Below are 16,575 nucleotides of genomic sequence, written 5' to 3'. Positions count from 1 at the left end.
CTCCTCGCATACCTCGGTCCCAACGACCGGCCCCACCGGCCGGCCGCCGTCGCCGGTACGGTAGGAACTCCCCCTGAGGGAGGTTCAAGCCTTGTCCGACGACGGCGCACCCCGCGACGGCATGTGGAGCATCGGAGAACTCGCCGAACGGGCCGGCGTCACCGTCAAGACGGTCCGCTTCTACTCCGACCGCGGCCTGTTGCCCGAAGCGACCCGCAGCAGCGGCGGCCACCGCCGGTACGGCCCCGAGGCGGTCGACCGCCTCCGGCTGATCCGCTCGCTGCGCACCCTCGACCTGCCCGTCCCGGACGTCGGCCGGATCCTCGACCGGGAGGATGCGCTGGAGGACGTCGTCGCGAGGCAGTTGCGGGAGGTCGGCTCGCAACTGGCCGCACTGCGCTGGCGTGAGGCCGCGCTCCAACTGCTCCGGGACTCCACTCCCGGGGAACGCGCAGACCGGCTGCGCCTGATCGGGGCGGTGCCCGTCCCGCCGAGCACCGCGCCGATGGCCCGCTTCTGGCGGCGCTGGCTGCTGCCCGCGCGGCTCCCGGCGCGGCTGGTCTCCGCGATCGTCGATGAGGCGGTCCCACAGCCGCCCGACGACCCCGCCCCCGAACAGGTACTGGCCTTCGCCCGGCTGCACGCCCTCACCTCCGCGGACTGCTCGGGCACCGGCCCCTGTCAGCCCGCGGCACACCGGCCGGAGACGGGCTTCCGCCCGGTCGTGCTCTACGACGGTCTCATCGAGGCCTACGCGTTGGCGTCGGCGCAGATGCTGGCGCAGCGGCCACCGCACCAGGGAGAAGCACTCGACTGCTTCGTCTCCGCCTATGCCCACGCGTGCGGCGCCCGCGACACTCCCGCGTTCCGCCACGGGCTCGCCGGCCGGCTCGCCGCGGATCCCCGTATCGACGGTTACTGGCAGCTGACCGCCGAACTCCGAGGCCCGTCGGAACCCACCGCGGGGGCCGCCCACGACTGGCTCTGCGCCGCCCTCGACTCCCGGACGGCCCGTCCCGCGGCCTGACCCACGCCCCCGCGCGCCGCGCCCATGGGGCCTGGCCTGGCCGGCGTCGCATCACCTGGGCGACGACCCCGGGCAAGGGTTTACGGGGGTGGTGCCGCGTGTCCGGGCACGACGATGGGCTGCTCGTCGAGTGTGGTGAAGACGTCCTCGACGAGCCGTTCGGCCATGCGCGGCTCCTTGGGCTTCAGCATCGATACCAGCCGTCGTCTGTACGCCCGGTTGCTCTCCGGGCGGTCCTCATCGGAGTCGGCCAGATGGGGGCCGTCGCGTCGTAGTCATGGCGGGTGAGGAGGTTCCGTCAGCGGGTTCGAGACGGTGCCGTCAATGGTGGAAAGGAAGAGCCCTTCGGCTTTCACTACGAGGCGAGCACGGTGTCGCTCTCCGCCGGCGTTGCGGAATCGTGCGTCGCAGCGGATCCGGACGGTTTCCCCACGGTTCAGTGCGGCGACGGTTCGGGAAATACGGCGCTCGCGCCATAGCCTGCGGGGGGTCAGGAGAAGACCACGCAGGCGGCGGCCGGCACCGCTACCGCGCCTGCGCGGTGCAGTTGCCCGCTGAGCGGGTCCACATCGAACCAGGTGACGTCCCCGGACCATTCGTTGGCGACGTACAGCCTGCGTCCCGAGGGGTCGGCCACCAGATCGCGCGGCCAGCTGCCACCGCACGCCACACTGCTCGTGACCCGTGGCTTCTCGGCTCCGTCGGCGAGCGAGAGCGTGAGGAGTGTGTTGCTGCCCCGGACGGCGGCCCAGACGAAGCGCCCGTCGGGCGAGACCGAGACGACCGAGGGGCAGGCCCGTACGTCCTCGGGAGCACCGTCGGTGTCGATCGCGACCTCGGAGAGCGGCTCCAGCCGCGCGGACGCCGCATCCAGGCGGCAGACGGTCAGCTGTGGCGCCAGCTCATGCAGTACGTAGACCACCTCGCCGTCGGGGTGGAAGGCGAGGTGACGTGGTCCCGATCCCCGCCGGAGCACCGTCTCGGTTCGTGTACGCAGTTCACCGGTGGCCGGGTCGAGCGCGCAGACGCGTACCGCATCGGTACCCAGGTCCACCGTGAGCACCCAGTGGCCGCTGAGGTCGGGCAGCACCTGGTGAGCGTGCGGTCCTTGCTGCCGGTCGGCGTCAGGGCCCGAGCCCTGGTGCGCGAGGACGGCGGGAGGTCCGGACAGGCTGCCGTCGGCCGCCACCGGCAGGCTGCTCACACTGCCGGACGCGTAGTTGGCGGTGAGCAGTCGGCGCCCGGCCACGCTGAGGTGGGTGGGGCCGGCCCCACCCACCTCGACCGCCGGGCCGAGTGCGGTGAGAGCCCCGGCCCCGGGCCGGAAGGCCGCGGCCTCGCCCGGTGTCGTGTCGCTCACGGCGTAGAGCACACCGGTTTCCGGATCGAGTGTCAGGCACGAGGGGTTCACGACGGTGTCGACGGCCGTGAGCGGGGTCAGCGCTCCGGTCGCCGGGTCCACGGCCGCGACAGTGATGCCGTGGCCGCCTCCCGAGGTGAACGAGCCGATGTACGCCCAGTGCCCGCTGTTCCGGTCCGTCCTGCGCTCCGCGCCGCCCATGGGATGCCCTCTCCAGCCGTCACCGGATCCCCCGTTCCGGATCCGCTCGGAGCTCAACGATGGCCGGGCGCTGTGGTCACGGTGCCGTCGACTGCAGGCGTGGCACCGCGGATGGAGGTGCTGAGCAGGGGGTGTGTTCGGCGGGGGTGCAACGGCAGCACTCGGGGGATGAGGGGCGGACGGGGAACTGCCAGATCGGCGTGCTCCCCGCCTATGCATCTCCACGCGGGCGCACGCTGATCGACCGCCGCTTGTATCCGCCCACCTCCTGGACGGACGGCCAAGAACGGTGCCGGCGGGCCGGCATGTTCCCGCGCGGCGCTCTCAGCCGACGGAGTCACGACGCGCGCCCTCGGTCCCACGGGTCATGCGGAGCACAGGAGGCGTACGGCGGCGGGGCTTAGGACGCTCCTCGCGCCATGGGCGGAACGGCCGGCGCGTCAGAGGGCTCACCGGCCGTGGCGTCCGGAGCGGATCAGGCGTGGTCGGCGAGCTGCGCGTAGCCCTTCTCTCGCGCGCAGTGCGCGCAGCAGAAGAACTGCCCGTCGGCCTGCAGACCGTGCCCGAGGATCCGGCACTGGCAGTTCTCGCAGATCGGTGCCATCCGTTGGGCAGCACACTCGATGCTGTCGAATGTGTGCACCGCTCCCTTGGCGTGCACCTCGAACGACATCTCGTAGTCGTTGCCGCAGACCTCGCACTTGGCCATGGCTGAACCCCTCATGATCTCGGGTGTAGGTGCCTGGAAGGTAGCGAGCGGGCCTCCCCGTGCCGTGCCGACACGGAGGTGCGCACGGCCGATGGGCCTACATGTAACACCCGCCCGGCCCCGCTCGGCTTCCGTCGATGAACCTGAGCCTCGCGCTTTCACGAGGCGGGCTCTCCGACTGGTGGTCAAGAAAGCAGAAAGTGCCTCTGACCAGTGAGAATGAGGACTGTTGAGGTCCTTGTTCCCGCCACCGTCGGAGGCACTTTCCAGATGACGAAGCGTATCGGGTCCTACCCGGGTGTCCGCGTCGAGGGCGGCGGTCGCGGAGTGGTTTCGCAAGCCGGTGCGGTACTGCTGGTCGAGACGGTCCGCAGGACAAGCTCCTCCTGGACGTCGCCCTGGCGGTCGCGCTCGGCGGTGACTGCCTCGTGGATGTCGCGATGCGGCGGTGCGAGCCGGCCGTCTCGGCCCGGTCGCCTCCGACCCGCCGGTCTCCCGCCTGATCGACGTCCATACCGCCTCCGGCGAGAAGGCCCTGCAGGCCATCCGGTCCGCACGGTCCGAGGTGCGTAACCGGGTCTGGTCGCTGGGGGGCAAACACGCTCCGGACGCCGGCGGACAGGTCAGGTCGACCTCGACGGTGCCCTGGTACGCGGCTCCGTCCTCGCCGGAAGCACCCGATCGGCCCGGCTCGGTAGCATGAAACGCATGGCCATCAAACTTGAGAACGTCGGCATCGCCGTTCGCGACCTCGAAGCAACGATCTCTTTTTTCACCGGCCTCGGCCTCACGGTCGTCGGCCGTGACACGGTCAGTGGTGAGTGGACCGACACCGCCGTCGGCCTTGATGGCAATCACGCCAACATTGCGATGCTCCAGACGCCGGACGGTCACGGTCGCCTTGAGCTCTTCGAGTACATCCACCCCGAAGCGATCGAGTCGAAGCCCACTCGTCCCAACGAGATCGGCATGCATCGCGTCGCCTTCTCAGTCGACGACATCGACAAAGCCCTTGAGACAGCCGCAAAGCACGGATGCCGTCCGCTTCGCGGTGTGGCGACCTATGAGGACGTCTACAAGCTCACGTACGTCCGCGGTCCCAGCGGCATCATTGTGATGCTCGCCGAGGAGCTGAAGAAGAACTGACGGCTGATCGGGTCAATTGGCCTCGCGCTTTCACGAGGCGGGCTTTCCGAGTGAGCCGGGCGCACCCTTGGCCGGCTCCGGCCAGGACGGGGCACCCGCATTCCCTCCATCGCCGCGGGCCAGCGAACTGACTACTGTCCTGCACTCGGAAGAGATGCCCCAGCCGGGCAGCCGCTGATCGGGCTGTTGCGGATGTGGGGAATCTGCTCGAAGGGCACGAGTCGGGTGGCCTCGTCGTCGGGGTCGTGCGGACAGCCTGGGGCGGGGGAGGCCATGAGCGCGGTGTAGAGGCGCTCCGGGTGTGGGAGGGACCAGTGGCTGGCCGGAATTCGTCGTGGGCGGTGAGCACAGGCCCCTTTCCGTGGTGGTCGGAGGCCCGCCGGTAGCTGGCCGGACGAGAAGGACAGCCACCGGAACGAGGGCAAGCCACGCGAGGCGGGCACGAGGGCACGGCCCCGCGTCGGTTTTTCGGTGCAGAAGGGGCGGACTTCCGGAGGGCGGGGCACGCGACGGTGTAGCGGCGCCCATGGTGCGGGAACGGCTGACGGCTCGCGACGCCCTGGGGGTTCCACGGGGGGTACGGGCGCGGCTCGACGTCGAACTTGTCGGACGCGGTGCCGGTTGGGATGCGGTGCCCACTCGCCCACTCGCCCACTCGCCCACTCGCCGCACTCGCCGCACTCCGCGCACGCTGGCGTACCAGGGAGCGGCGAGCGGCTGGGCCGGGGGGAACCAGCGCGGCTCTCATCGCCAACACCCAGCGACTTTCCGCCAGTCTGCACGCAGTCCAGACCACGATGCGTGACGCTCTCGACACCGTCCCCTAGACTCTGTCCGCCGCTGGCGAATCACTGCATCACCTGTCCTCCTAGCCCGCGAACATCGATGCCGTCCTGCTCCCGACACACCAGCCCGTCGTCATCGCCGAGACCGCGATCCGCTGCCTGCTCGATGCCATGCCGGAACAGACCTCGCCGTCCCCGCCGCTGAGGTGCGCCGGCGACCCGGCCCCTCCCACCGCGCCCTGGGAGCCCTCCCCGTCCGCTTGCTGACCGCCCGCTGAAGGAGAACGCAGTGTCCCAGCAGCCGATACTCGTCCTGGACCCCACCGGCTCCGACCACCACGCCGAGCACCAGACTCTGCGCGCCCGCGGTCCGGCCACCCGCGTGGACATCCTCGGTGTGACCGCGTGGTCCGTCACCGATCCCACTCTCCTCAAGGAACTCCTCACCAGCCCGCAGGTCTCCAAGGACGCCCGCGCCCACTGGCCGGCCTTCGCCGAGACCGTCTCCACCTGGCCCCTCGCCCTGTGGATCGCGGTGAACAACATGTTCACCGCCTACGGCGGCGACCACAGACGGCTTCGCCGTATGGTCGCGCCGGCGTTCAGCGCCCGCCGCATCCAGGCCATGCGGCCCGCAGTAGACAAGGTCGTCACCACGCTCCTCGACGACCTCGACTCCAAGCCGGCCAGTGAAGCGGTCGACCTGCGTAAAGACCTCGCCTACCCGTTGCCGATCGAAGTGATCGGCCAGCTCATGGGCGTCCCCGACGAACAGCGCGACGGCTTCCGCGCCAAAGTCGACGGCGTCTTCGACACCACCCTCACCACCGAACAGGCCACCGCGAACACAGCCGCCCTGTACGAGGCCCTCAACCAGCTGATCGCGGCCAGGCGCGCCGAGCCCGGTGAGGACATGACCTCCCTCCTCATCGCCTCCCGCGACGACGAAGGCGACGGCAGCGCCCTCGGGGACGACGAGTTGCGCGACACGCTCCTGCTGATGATCTCCGCCGGGTACGAGACCACCGTCAACGTGATCGACCAGGCCGTCACCGCCCTGCTGACCGACCCCGAGCAGCTCGCCCATCTCCAGTCCGGCCGCGCCGACTGGAGCGGTGTCGTCGAGGAGACTTTGCGGCACGAGCCCGCGGTCAAGCACTTGCCCCTGCGCTACGCCCTCACGGACATCCCCTTGCCAGAAGGGCAGACGATCGCCCAGGGCGAGGCGATCCTCGCCTCCTACGGCGCCGCCAACCGCCACCCTGACTGGCACGGGGAATCCGCCGACCGCTTCGACGTCACCCGGCCGACGAAGGAGCACCTGGCCTTCGGACACGGCGTGCACTTCTGCCTCGGCGCCCCGCTCGCCCGCCTCGAAGTCGCTACCGCCCTCCAGCAGCTCTTCGAGCGGTTTCCCGAGATCGAACTCGCCGTGCCCGCCGACGAGCTGAAGCCGCTGCCCTCCCTGATCAGCAATGGGCACCAGGCCCTGCCCGTGCGCCTGCGACCGGCAGCTCGCTGACCCCCCAACCCATCAGGAAACCGTCATGACCACCACTGCCCCTTCACACCGCTCAGCCCAGCCGAGCGGCGCTGACCGGGCCTGAAGTCCGGGCGGGTCGCATCGCCGGAGCGGGCCGCCGCCCGCTCGGGCGCGGCCTCGGGGTGATGCCGTGCACGGTTGGCTCTGACCGAGTTGGGCCACCTTCACGGTCAGGTTCGTCTGCCGACGGGCCAACTGGTCGTGTGTGGTTGCGTGGCGATCCGCGGCGGTGATGAAAGCGGCGACCGGCTGGACTTTTACGTCCCCGTAGGTGCGCTGGATCACGCGGGACTTGCGTACTGGGACGGTCAGCCGTTCTTCAGGTCCAACGTGATGGACGACTGGCTGGCCGCCATCAGGACCGGGACTTTCAAGACTGCCTCCTTCAGCCTGGGGGACATCGGCCTGGAGGTCTCTGGTTGCACCGACGCATCGGCGCTGGCAGGAGAATTGCCGCAGACACGAGACATCGGACCTGCTTCCACAGGGCGATGCCCTGCGCCATGGCGCCGCCAACACCTGAGTCGTGGGGCTTCGGTTGGCACGAGCCTGCGGTAGCAGATGAGCGTGCAGGCGATGCTCGTGGAGACGACAAAGTGTTCCGCTTCATGCTCGTAGCGTCCGTGGAGACGTCGGCAGCCCGCGGGCCAGACCTTGGTGCGCTCGATAGTCCACCGGTGGCGACCCAGCCGCTGTGAGGACTCGATTCCCTTGCGGGCGATGCGGTGGGTAATGCCCTGCTGCCGTTGCCATCGCCGCGGGTGGGAAGTCGTAGCCCTTGTCTGCGTGGAGCTTGCCCGGTCTGCGTCGCCCTCGTCCGCGGCGGGAGCGACTTCGGCGATCCGGTCGCCGCCGCCCCGCCGGAGACCGGCGCACAGCGGAGCGGCCCGGATCCCGTCCGCGTCCGTCGCTCCCGCCAGGCGACCCTCCGTATGCCGTGCACGTCACCTCAGCGGTGTCCGCGCCCGGCACGGCGGTCGGCAACGGGGCAGCGTGGCTCCCTCCTTGGCCAACCGGTCGATGCGCCCGATCAGCTCGAGGCACGAAGAGAAGGAGAGCGGCGCCTCCGGCTCGTCGAGAACAGAGCGCGGCGTGAAGGAACTTATCGCGGAGCGCCGCGAGAAAGGCCGCGGACGGGGGCTGCGGCGGCGGACGGGCGGGTGGCGCAAGCTTCGGCGATGGCCATGCGCTCCAGCGCGGCTGCGGTGAGTACAGCGGAGGCGAGGGCGTAACCGGTGCCAAGCCCGGCAGCGCGGCGAGGGCTACTGGTCCAGCCCGTGCCGACGCGCTGCTGCCAGGCGCCGGCAGTAGCGTGGCGCGGTTCCACCTCTCGCTCCGGGCGCGGACCTCTGCCGCACACTGCACCGCCCCACATCGCGCCGAGGGCCGTGCCCGCCAGGGCACACCGCCGGCGCATGTCCTGCCGGCGCATCACCTGCTGCGGTCCAGCAAGGACGTGAACAACGTGTCCAGGTCCCCGGCGGCCGCGGGCGTGAGCGACGCCTCCCGCAGACTGCGTCGGGCGGTGTCCAGATGCCGGCGCGCCTCCTCACGGGTAGCGGTCCGTCCGCCCGCCTCCTCCACGAGCGCGGCCGCGCGTGCCGCCGCCGTGCCGTCCAGCAGCCCGGGAGACTCCAGCAGCACGGCCAGCTCCTGCGCGGCCTTCCCACCGCCGACCAGCGCGGCGAGCACCGGATAGGTCTTCTTGCGCTGCCGCAGGTCGCCATGGACGGGCTTGCCGGTCACCGCCGTGTCACCCCAGATGCCGAGCAGGTCGTCCACCGCTTGAAAGGCGACGCCCAGGTGACGCCCGGCCCGTTCCAGCACCGACACGGTCCCGGCAGGAGCACCGCCGAGGACCGCACCGAGCCCGAGCGCACAGCCCAGCAGAGCCCCTGTCTTGTGCTCCGCCATCGACCGGTACTGCTCGGGCTCCACCGCGCCGGGGCCGCTCCAGGGGCGCTGCTCGAACCGCAGGTCTTCCGCCTGCCCGGACACCAGCGCATTCAGGGTCCCGGACAGGTGCCGGACCGCGGCTGCCGTCCAGGGGCCCGGCGCCTCGGCCAGACTCTGCACGGCGAGGGCGAGGAGCGCGTCGCCGGCCAGGACCGCCGGACCCGTCCCGTAGGCCTTCCACACCGCTGGGCGCGTCCGACGCAGGCCGTCGCCGTCCATGATGTCGTCGTGTATCAGGGAGAACGTGTGCACCAGTTCCACGGCCACCGCACCCGCGACGCCGCCGTCCGCCCCCACGGCCTCGGCCCCCAGCACGGCGAGCGCCGCCCGTACTCCCTTGCCCTCGGAGCCGCCCGGATCCGGGGTCCCGGTCGCATCGCTCCAGCCCAGCGCGTACGCCGCCATCTCACCGGCCCAGGGATGCAGCCGCCCCACAGCCTCCGCCAGCGCGGGTCGCACCAGTTCACGGCAGCGCGCAAGGACACCGGCCGCCGTAGCGCGGTGGCCGTGGGACGCAGCCACCGCGGCAGCGGGCGTCACGCCCTGCGAGCCAGTGGGCGAGCACACCGGTGACGATGACGTCAGGAAAGAAGTCACCGCAGTCCCTTCACATCGGCCGTCCGCAGCGCCTCCGCGCCGCCCGCGGGCAGCACCGGCCCCCCGGCCCCGGGCCCGCCTCCGGCATCGTCGGGCAGCGGCCCCACCCCCAGCTCGGCCGCCGCTTTCTCCACCATGTCCCGGGCGTGCCGCAGCCCGATACGGTCCAGCATCGAGCGCAGTTCCGCCAGCTCGACGGCGCTTTGCGCGGCGTCCCGGCCCAGCCGGGCATGCGCCTTGACCAGCCCCAGCCGCGACAGTGCCGCCCCTCGCGGCTCCTCCATCTCGCGGAACTCCTCGAGCGCCCGCTCATACAGCTCAAGCGCCTCCGCGTACCGGCCCGCCCGATACAGCACGTTGCCACGCATCTTGTGGTTGTAGGCGAGCGCGCTCGACAACCGCATTTCCCGGCAGGTCTCCTCCGCTCGCGAAAGCAGCGACAGGGCACGCTCCACCTCCCCGTCACGCACGGACACCACATCGGCGATGCCCCGCAGCGCCCAGGCCCATCCGCGCCGGTCCTCGGCACGCAACGCCGTCTCGGCCGCCTCCTCGAACAGCGCCAGCGCCTCGTCGTAAGCGCCGGTGTTGCGGTGCATCTGCGCGATGCCCTCCAGCGCCCACACCGTGTGCCGGGCCTCACCGCGCCGACGGGCCTCGGCCAGCAACTGTTCGTGCAGCCTGCCCACAGCCGCGTAATCGCCCTGTATGCGCCCCGTCTCGGCAAGCCCCGCCAGCGAATAGCCCCGCACGACGACGTCACCGCCCCGCTCACCCATTTCCGCCGCCAGCCGCAGCAACCGGTACGCCAGCCGCAACGCCCCCCGCTGCCGGGCAAGCGTGCCGCCACTCCACAGAGCCCACGCCATCGCACCCTCGTGACCGGCCGAACGCGCCGCGCGATAGCTTGCCTTCCACGCTCGGTCGGCTTCCTCGATTCGCCCCAGCCTCCGGTACGCCTCCGCGACGGCCAGCCCGCAGCGCGCCGCCTCCCGCCGGTCGCCTGCCCGCTCCGCAGCCTGCAGCTCCTCGACGCCCCGGTCGAGCACCTCGGCCAAGGAGGCGTTCACCGACAGCGAGCCGAGAGCCCCCTGGTACTCCGGCGCGGACGCTTTCGCCCGCCCCGCCTCACTTACCTGACCCACCATCAGAATCCCTTCCAGTCGACTTTGGTGATCAAGACGCCGACGGAAGGCCGAGGTTCCCCACAGGCCGAGAAGTCCATCTCCGTACGGGTGCCGGGTCATCCTTGAGTGGTACGCAGCGCACTGAAGACTCGTCATCAAGACCTACGACAGCCTCCGGCCCGGCACCGCCGGGTTACCTCCGAGCAGGTGCTCCTGCCGGGTGCATGCGGCTCGGACGCAGTAGCGACGGACGATGCCCTCAGGCCAGTGCCCGGGGGTGGGGCAGCAGTCGCCGCCAGCGGACGCAGGTGGACCAACGGCTGGGATTGGAGACGTACTTGCGTGGCCGTGGCACAGTCAGGGGGTGGACCCCGACCCAGCCTCCTCCATACTCCGTCCTGGGACCCTTTGCTGGGAGAGGGTCGCGATATCGCTTACTGCTTGCTGGCCGAGCGGGCGCCGTGACGGTGTCCCCGGTACGCACACGGGGCCGGCATGCTCTCGTCGCGTAGCTCGGTCGTGGTCGTGGTTGCGCCAGCCGGTTAGTACTCCAGTGCGGTTTCGTGATCTATCCGGTGAGTTGGTCAGTTGACCGTTGTCGGTAGTGGCTGCGGCGGGCTGTTGCCTGGTGGCGTCGGCGCCAGTTGGACCAGTGCAGGAGCCTGGCCGCTGTCAGTGCGTGTTTCGGATCCCAGGGTTCTGAGTAGCCTTGGGTTCTACGCTGGCGTGGTGTCCAAGGGCACCGGGCGGGCCGGGGAGAGGGACTGTCGGGCATGTGGCGAACGGCTGAGGCTGGGGGCCCGGCCTGACGCCTCGTTCTGTTCCTCGGCTTGTCGCGCCAGGCAGTGGCGTACGGACCGGCGGTTGCGCAAGCGCCTGGCGGCCGTGCAGGGCGGTGCGGGCGAGGTCGAGTGTCCCGAGTGCGGGGCCCGGTGGATCGCCGGCGTCGACCGGAGGGCGACGGCCTTGTACTGCGGGCCGCGGTGCAAGGTGAGGGCCTGGAGGCGCCGGAAGGAAACGTTCGGCGGACGGTCACAGTAACCGCATCGCGAACGCATCCTGAGTCCAACTTCGGTCAGCAATCGGTCATTTTCGGTCGTTCGTTGTGATCTCCGGATTTGCGGTCTGACTCTCGGTGATGAGCGGGTCGTGTCCACGTCACGGACTTCAGCTCCGTACCCCGGCCCGCATGGGTGGTGAGACACCATGCCGGAGGAGATCGACAAGGTCGGAAACGTCAGCCAGCAGCGCTACGAGCAGATCGTGGCCGAGCTGCGGGAAGTGGTCGAGCAGCAGACCCAGGGCCAGTTCACGATCGGGGACCGCGCGCTGGAGATCGAACCGATGCGTGTTCCCGACGATGGCCGGGAAGCCTTGCCGGGACGGGATCTGTTCACTGTTCGCCAGGCCCTGACCCGGCTCGCCGAGGACATCGGGCTCAGGCGCACGACGGTGGAGAACGCGCGGTGGACGGCGTCGCGGTGGCCGAAGGAACACCGCCAGACGGGGGCCTCGTTCACAGTTCACCGGGTCCTGGGCAGCATTCCTGACGAGGAAGAGCGGTTCGCCGCGATCAAGCAGCCGCCCGAGGGCAAGAAACGGTGGACGGTCGACGACGCCAACCGGCAGGTGGGACGCCAGGTCGAGCACCCCATCTCGCCGCAGGAGAAGGTCACCGCGATCCACACCCTGGCCCAGGACGAAGATGTCGCCGCGACGGTGACCACCGACTTTCTGCGGCGGCCGGCGGTCGCCGCCCAGGTCAAGGCCGAGGACAGGGTCCGGGTAGTGGAGGAGTTCACCCGCGACGAGAACGTGGCCGCCCAGGTGACCACCGGACTGCTGCGGCGCCCAGACGTCGCCTTCAAGGCGATGAGCGATGACACCGCCCGCCACCAGGTCAACTATGCCCAGGTCGAGCGGGGCCGACAGACCCGCGATGAGTTCGAGGACACCAGCCCGGTCGCCCCAGCGGTCCGCCACATCGACCGGACGGTGGAGTTCTTGGACCTGGTGACCGCCTGCCATTCCTTCGTGGCCGCGGCCGGCCGGGCGGTCCCTGGCCTGCGGGACCGCACACTGGGCGAGGACGAGCGCACGATCGTGCACGAGAACATCGCCAAGGTCCGGGCGACGCTGGACTGGATCGAGACCGCGGTCGACACGGGCAAGGTCGACATGGACGGCGAGCTGGCCCGCATGCTGCGGGGCGAGTAGGTATGCCCCGCGCCTCACGGCGCCGGGGCGAGGCCGCTCAGCGGCATGCTGACACCCTGCGGTTCGTGTTGTTCGAGGCCAGGCCCGCGGGGCTGCTGTTCCCTCAGTTGGTACGCGCCAGCGACCTGTCCGCGAGTCAGGTCCGGGCGGGTCTCGCCTGTCTGCGCGACATCATCGCGGAGAATGGCTGGCCGCCGCTGATCTGGACCAGAGCCGACGGCTATCAGCTCGGGGCTGAGCCGGCCGCGCTTCAGGCATACGAGCGGGCCGTGCTCACCGAGAAGCTGACGGAGTTCCGCCGGTTCCTGACCGGCACGGTCGCCCCGCACGCCGCCGCCCACCCGGGCGACAAGTGGGTCAAGCACATCATCGCCCAGCTCAACTCCATCGAATCCACCCTCGATCTCGTCGTCTCTTCCTGACCGCCGGTGAGGGGCGACCGGCCAAGGGCCGGGCGCCCCCACCCTGCGCTGACCGGACGGGAAGTCGTCATGCGTCACCGCCGCTATCCCTCCGACACCACCAACGCCGAATGGGCCCTAATCGAACCGCTGTTGCCGACCCCGGCCTGCGAGACCAGCCGAGGCGGGCGGCCCGAGAAGCATCCCCGCCGGGAGATCGTGGATGCGATCCGCTATGTCGTGGACACCGGTTGCAAATGGAGGGCCCTGCCTGCGGATTTTCCGCCCTGGCGCACGGTTTGGGGATTTATGGCCCGCTGGGCCGCCGCTGGCGTGATCGGTCAGATCCGCGATTATCTGACCAGCCGGATCCGCCGCGAGATGGGCAAGGGGCCCAGGGCTGTGGCCACCGTGATCGACTCCCAGTCGGTGAAGGCCGCCGAGACCGTCGGCAGGGACTCCTGCGGCTATGACGCGGGCAAAAAGATCAATGGCCGCAAGCGCCACATGATCGTGGACACGCGTGGCTTGCCGCTGCTGGTCATGGTCACCCCTGCCGACCTGCACGACTCCGCCGCGGCGAAGGAAGTCCTCTTCCGCCTCCGCCTCATGCACCCCGAAATCACCATCGTCTGGGCCGACTCCGCCTATGCCGGCAAGCTCGTGAACTGGGCGAAGGAGCACCTGAACCTGACGATCAAGCCGGTCAGCCGTCCCAAGGACGCCTCCGGCTTCGTCGTGTTGCCCCGCAGGTGGGTCGTCGAGAGGTCGCTCGCGTGGATGATGCACGCCCGCCGCCACGCGAGGGACTACGAACGGCTCGTCCAGCACTCCGAGACGCTGATCACATGGGCTGCCATCACCCTCATGACCAGGCGTCTGGCCCGGAAGGGCGCCACCCCCAGCTGGCCGAGGAAACCGGCGCAGGCCGACACCTGACGGCGCTTCTTCTACTCGGCGCCTGACCCGAAGTCCGGCAGCCCAGAAGGCCACCGGACGACGGTGAAATTCCGGCTAGGTCGAACCTACGAGGGGAGGTGGCCTGTGAAGGCCGTTTGGAAGTACGTGTTCTTGGTGAAGTGCTCAAGGTAGCGGGGGTCACTCACTTCGAGGGTGAAGTCGGCAGACGTCCCCTCGTCTTCGTCGAGATCGGTGGGGTCGTCCTGGCGGATCTCCCAGGAGACGATGATCTCTTCGGTACGGCGTGCGAACTCGGCGGGCTGGGGCCGGAGCATGACGTAGCGCTGTCCGTGGGAGCGGTAGCTCCGTCCTCCGAATTGGTCCTTATAGCGCTCTACCACGTTGACGCGGGGTATGCGCACATTGGCGGAGCCGTCTTCGAGCCGGTAGCCCTCCTCATCGACGCGTACCTCACCGCCGCAATAGAGCTCGAAAAGCTCTTTGAACTCGGATTCCGTCGCGGCGGAGACAGGCCCGGCACCGAAGTCACCACCCTCCTTCCAGGCATCCATGATGAGCTGCAGGCCGAACACGGGCCCCTGGGAGAACCCGTAGTTGTCGGGATCGCGGTACTGCACGGTGCCGGTGAGGGTGGCGCCCCGGCGTGCACCAGTGAAGACATCGAAGATGTAGGTCATGCGCCTGGAGCCTAATGATCAGGACTGACAACTACCCTGATGCGGCGGAAGAGTCAGATCAGCGGCTCGATCATCTCGCGCACAGCATGTTCGAGGCAGGCCACGTCGTCTGCTCGTGTTCCCCCGGGCAGGGGAAGCGCGAGTCTGTGTCCCGTTCGGCCAGATGACCAGGGCAGCCCAGGATCAGAAACACGCACTCACGGCCGGCGGGATGAGCGCGACGATGAGTAGGCGGCGGATCTCGGGGACGGTCAGCGTGATCGGGTCGCTGCCGCGGGCGGGGTGGTGGGGATCGATGGGCCGGTCGGGGGCTGCGTCGGCGGCGAGGGCGGTCAGGAAGGCCAGGGCGAGCATGGCGAGCGTGATGTGCCGGTGCCATGAGGTCCAGTTGCGGACCTGGTAGTGCGAGTCCGACCTGGCCCTTGGCGGCCTGGAAGCACTCCTCGACGCTCCAGCGGACACCGGCGACCCGGACGAGTTCCGCAAGGGGCACCGTGGCAGGTGACCAGCACAGGTAGAAGGCGAGTTCGCCGGTGGTGCGGTTGCGTCGGATCAGCAGGTGGCGGTGTTCGCCGGTGCCGATGTGGATCCAGGCCCAGTCGTAGTAACGCGGGCCTTTCGCACCGGCTCCGGCGCTGTGCCGCTGCCAGGCGGTGGCGGGGAGCCGTTCGGCGACGGTGTCCGCGCGGATGGTGGTCCGGTCCAAGTTGATCCGCACCCGGGTGGAGCAGGCGACCGCGAGAACGTAGCCGGTCCCGCGTGTCTCCAGGGCGGCACGAAGCTGAGGGTCCTGCCCGTAGGCTTCGTCGCCGGTCACCCACGGTGCCTTCACCCCGGCGTCCAGCGTGGCGGCGATCATCTCCCAGGCCAGGCGGGGCTTGGTCTGGAACTGCACAGTCTCGGGTATCCCGGCCGCCCGGCGGCGCTCGGGATCGGAGCACCAGGACTGTTCGGGCAGGTAGAGCCGGCGGTCGATCAGGGCCCGTCCCCGGCTGGTGGCGTAGGCGAGGAAGACGCCGACCTGGGAGTTCTCGATGCGCCCGGCGGTACCGGTGTACTGGCGCTGCACGCCCGCCGAAGCCCGGCCCTTCTTCACGAAGCCGGTCTCGTCCACGATCAGCACCGAGCCCTGGGCGCCGAGGTGTTCGACGGCGTAGGCGCGGATGTCATCGCGGACGGCGTCGGCGTCCCAGCGGGCGCAGCGCAGCAGCCGCTGCATCGGGCCCGGCCGCGCATGGCCTGCCTGTTCGGCCAACTGCCAGCAGTTCTTCCGCTCGGCACGAGACAGCAGTCCGAGCAGGTAGGCGCGGGCGGTAGCCCGGGGTTCAACTCGGCTGAACCGGCCCGCGATCCGGGCCACAGCCTGCTCGAACATCGCCCGCCATCGGGCGCCGTCTATGCTGTGACCTGCGGCCACCGCACGATCGTCATGAGTCCACACAACCCTTGATGATCACGCGGTGGCCGTTCCAGTTCTCACCCGGGTCCGACCCAAGATCACGAAGTCACACTGGAGTATTAGGCCGTGTCCGATGGGTCTGGTGATCAGCTAAGGGCGTCCCGTCGCGCCATACCCCACTCCCACATGCTGCGCCCCACCGGCTCCAGCGCCCGGCCCTGGCTGGTCAGAATGTAGCGGACCCGGGGAGGCCAACCGGGTTTGCCGTGGCGCTCGATGACGCCCGCACTGGTCAACTGGGCCAGCCGGTCCGAGAGGACCTTGTCCGAGAGAGCGGGCAGGGCGGCGGACAGCTCGGAGTATGTGGCCTGACCGCGGCGTAGGAACTCGCGGAGTACCAGCGGCGTCCATCGGCCGCTCAGCGTGGCGAGGGTGATGTCGACAGGGCATCGCGGTTCGTGGCCCGGCGGCACGAGGGCGCTATCAGGACAGTCCGCCAGGGGACCGTC

General features: G+C 69.9%; 12 protein-coding genes and 4 pseudogenes. 8 read left to right on the top strand and 8 right to left on the bottom strand.

What is annotated here, in order from left to right; translation table 11 throughout:
- Window positions 1-121 precede the first annotated feature (121 nt).
- A complete protein-coding gene (locus tag ACH5AF_RS25900) occupies window positions 122-1,027 on the top strand; it encodes a MerR family transcriptional regulator (RefSeq protein WP_398904820.1) in 906 nt (301 codons plus the stop codon).
- Window positions 1,028-1,517: 490 nt separating this feature from the next.
- Here ACH5AF_RS25900 and ACH5AF_RS25895 read toward each other — a convergent pair whose 3' ends face one another.
- Entirely contained in the window at window positions 1,518-2,588 is a 1,071-nt protein-coding gene (locus ACH5AF_RS25895; protein ID WP_398904637.1) for a lactonase family protein, read from the bottom strand.
- 128 nt (window positions 2,589-2,716) lie between these two features.
- Between ACH5AF_RS25895 and ACH5AF_RS25890 the strand changes: the two are divergent.
- Window positions 2,717-2,896 (top strand): annotated as a pseudogene (locus ACH5AF_RS25890) (transposase); the annotation flags it as partial.
- A gap of 167 nt (window positions 2,897-3,063) precedes the next feature.
- On the opposite strand, the gene ACH5AF_RS25885 reads toward ACH5AF_RS25890, so the two are convergent.
- Window positions 3,064-3,297 (bottom strand): hypothetical protein, encoded by a 234-nt coding sequence (locus tag ACH5AF_RS25885; RefSeq protein ID WP_398904819.1) that lies wholly within the window; start codon window positions 3,295-3,297, stop codon window positions 3,064-3,066.
- 270 nt (window positions 3,298-3,567) lie between these two features.
- On the opposite strand from ACH5AF_RS25885, the pseudogene ACH5AF_RS25880 reads away from it, so the two are divergent.
- From ACH5AF_RS25880 to ACH5AF_RS25870, 3 genes and pseudogenes are all read left to right on the top strand, one after another.
- Window positions 3,568-3,948, top strand: a pseudogene (locus ACH5AF_RS25880) (IS1380 family transposase); the annotation flags it as partial.
- Window positions 3,949-4,005: 57 nt separating this feature from the next.
- A complete protein-coding gene (locus tag ACH5AF_RS25875) occupies window positions 4,006-4,443 on the top strand; it encodes a VOC family protein (protein ID WP_398904817.1) in 438 nt (145 codons plus the stop codon).
- Between the two features lie 1,074 nt (window positions 4,444-5,517).
- Window positions 5,518-6,750: a cytochrome P450 gene (locus ACH5AF_RS25870; RefSeq protein WP_398904635.1), complete on the top strand. Its 1,233-nt coding sequence runs from the start codon at window positions 5,518-5,520 to the stop codon at window positions 6,748-6,750.
- Window positions 6,751-7,328: 578 nt separating this feature from the next.
- Here the strand turns inward: ACH5AF_RS25870 and ACH5AF_RS25865 are convergent.
- From ACH5AF_RS25865 to ACH5AF_RS25855, 3 genes and pseudogenes are all read right to left on the bottom strand, one after another.
- Window positions 7,329-7,596: pseudogene (locus ACH5AF_RS25865) on the bottom strand (IS5/IS1182 family transposase); the annotation flags it as partial.
- Window positions 7,597-8,202: 606 nt separating this feature from the next.
- Window positions 8,203-9,249, bottom strand: a complete 1,047-nt coding sequence (locus tag ACH5AF_RS25860) for a polyprenyl synthetase family protein (RefSeq protein WP_398904633.1) — start codon at window positions 9,247-9,249, stop codon at window positions 8,203-8,205.
- 71 nt (window positions 9,250-9,320) lie between these two features.
- A complete protein-coding gene (locus tag ACH5AF_RS25855) occupies window positions 9,321-10,472 on the bottom strand; it encodes a tetratricopeptide repeat protein (RefSeq protein ID WP_398904816.1) in 1,152 nt (383 codons plus the stop codon).
- A 1,185-nt stretch (window positions 10,473-11,657) separates the two neighbouring features.
- Here ACH5AF_RS25855 and ACH5AF_RS25850 point away from each other — a divergent pair.
- From ACH5AF_RS25850 to ACH5AF_RS25840, 3 genes are all read left to right on the top strand, one after another.
- Entirely contained in the window at window positions 11,658-12,668 is a 1,011-nt protein-coding gene (locus tag ACH5AF_RS25850) for a DUF6192 family protein (protein ID WP_398904631.1), read from the top strand.
- A gap of 2 nt (window positions 12,669-12,670) precedes the next feature.
- A complete protein-coding gene (locus ACH5AF_RS25845) occupies window positions 12,671-13,090 on the top strand; it encodes a RacP protein (RefSeq protein ID WP_398904629.1) in 420 nt (139 codons plus the stop codon).
- A 69-nt stretch (window positions 13,091-13,159) separates the two neighbouring features.
- Window positions 13,160-14,008: an IS5 family transposase gene (locus ACH5AF_RS25840; RefSeq protein ID WP_398904628.1), complete on the top strand. Its 849-nt coding sequence runs from the start codon at window positions 13,160-13,162 to the stop codon at window positions 14,006-14,008.
- Window positions 14,009-14,094: 86 nt separating this feature from the next.
- Here ACH5AF_RS25840 and ACH5AF_RS25835 read toward each other — a convergent pair whose 3' ends face one another.
- The 3 genes and pseudogenes from ACH5AF_RS25835 to ACH5AF_RS25825 all read right to left on the bottom strand — a co-directional run bounded on the left by ACH5AF_RS25835 (window position 14,095) and on the right by ACH5AF_RS25825 (window position 16,539).
- Window positions 14,095-14,667 (bottom strand): hypothetical protein, encoded by a 573-nt coding sequence (locus tag ACH5AF_RS25835; RefSeq protein ID WP_398904626.1) that lies wholly within the window; start codon window positions 14,665-14,667, stop codon window positions 14,095-14,097.
- Window positions 14,668-14,850: 183 nt separating this feature from the next.
- Window positions 14,851-16,042, bottom strand: a pseudogene (locus ACH5AF_RS25830) (IS701 family transposase).
- A 170-nt stretch (window positions 16,043-16,212) separates the two neighbouring features.
- Complete coding sequence (locus ACH5AF_RS25825) at window positions 16,213-16,539, bottom strand: winged helix-turn-helix transcriptional regulator (RefSeq protein WP_398904815.1); 327 nt, start codon at window positions 16,537-16,539, stop codon at window positions 16,213-16,215.
- Window positions 16,540-16,575 lie beyond the last annotated feature (36 nt).

It is taken from the genome of Streptomyces sp. NPDC018833, from assembly GCF_044390825.1.
Lineage (GTDB): Bacteria > Actinomycetota > Actinomycetes > Streptomycetales > Streptomycetaceae > Streptomyces.
Note: the sequence above shows the minus strand (reverse complement) of the source record. Positions and strands in the feature narration are given on the sequence as shown.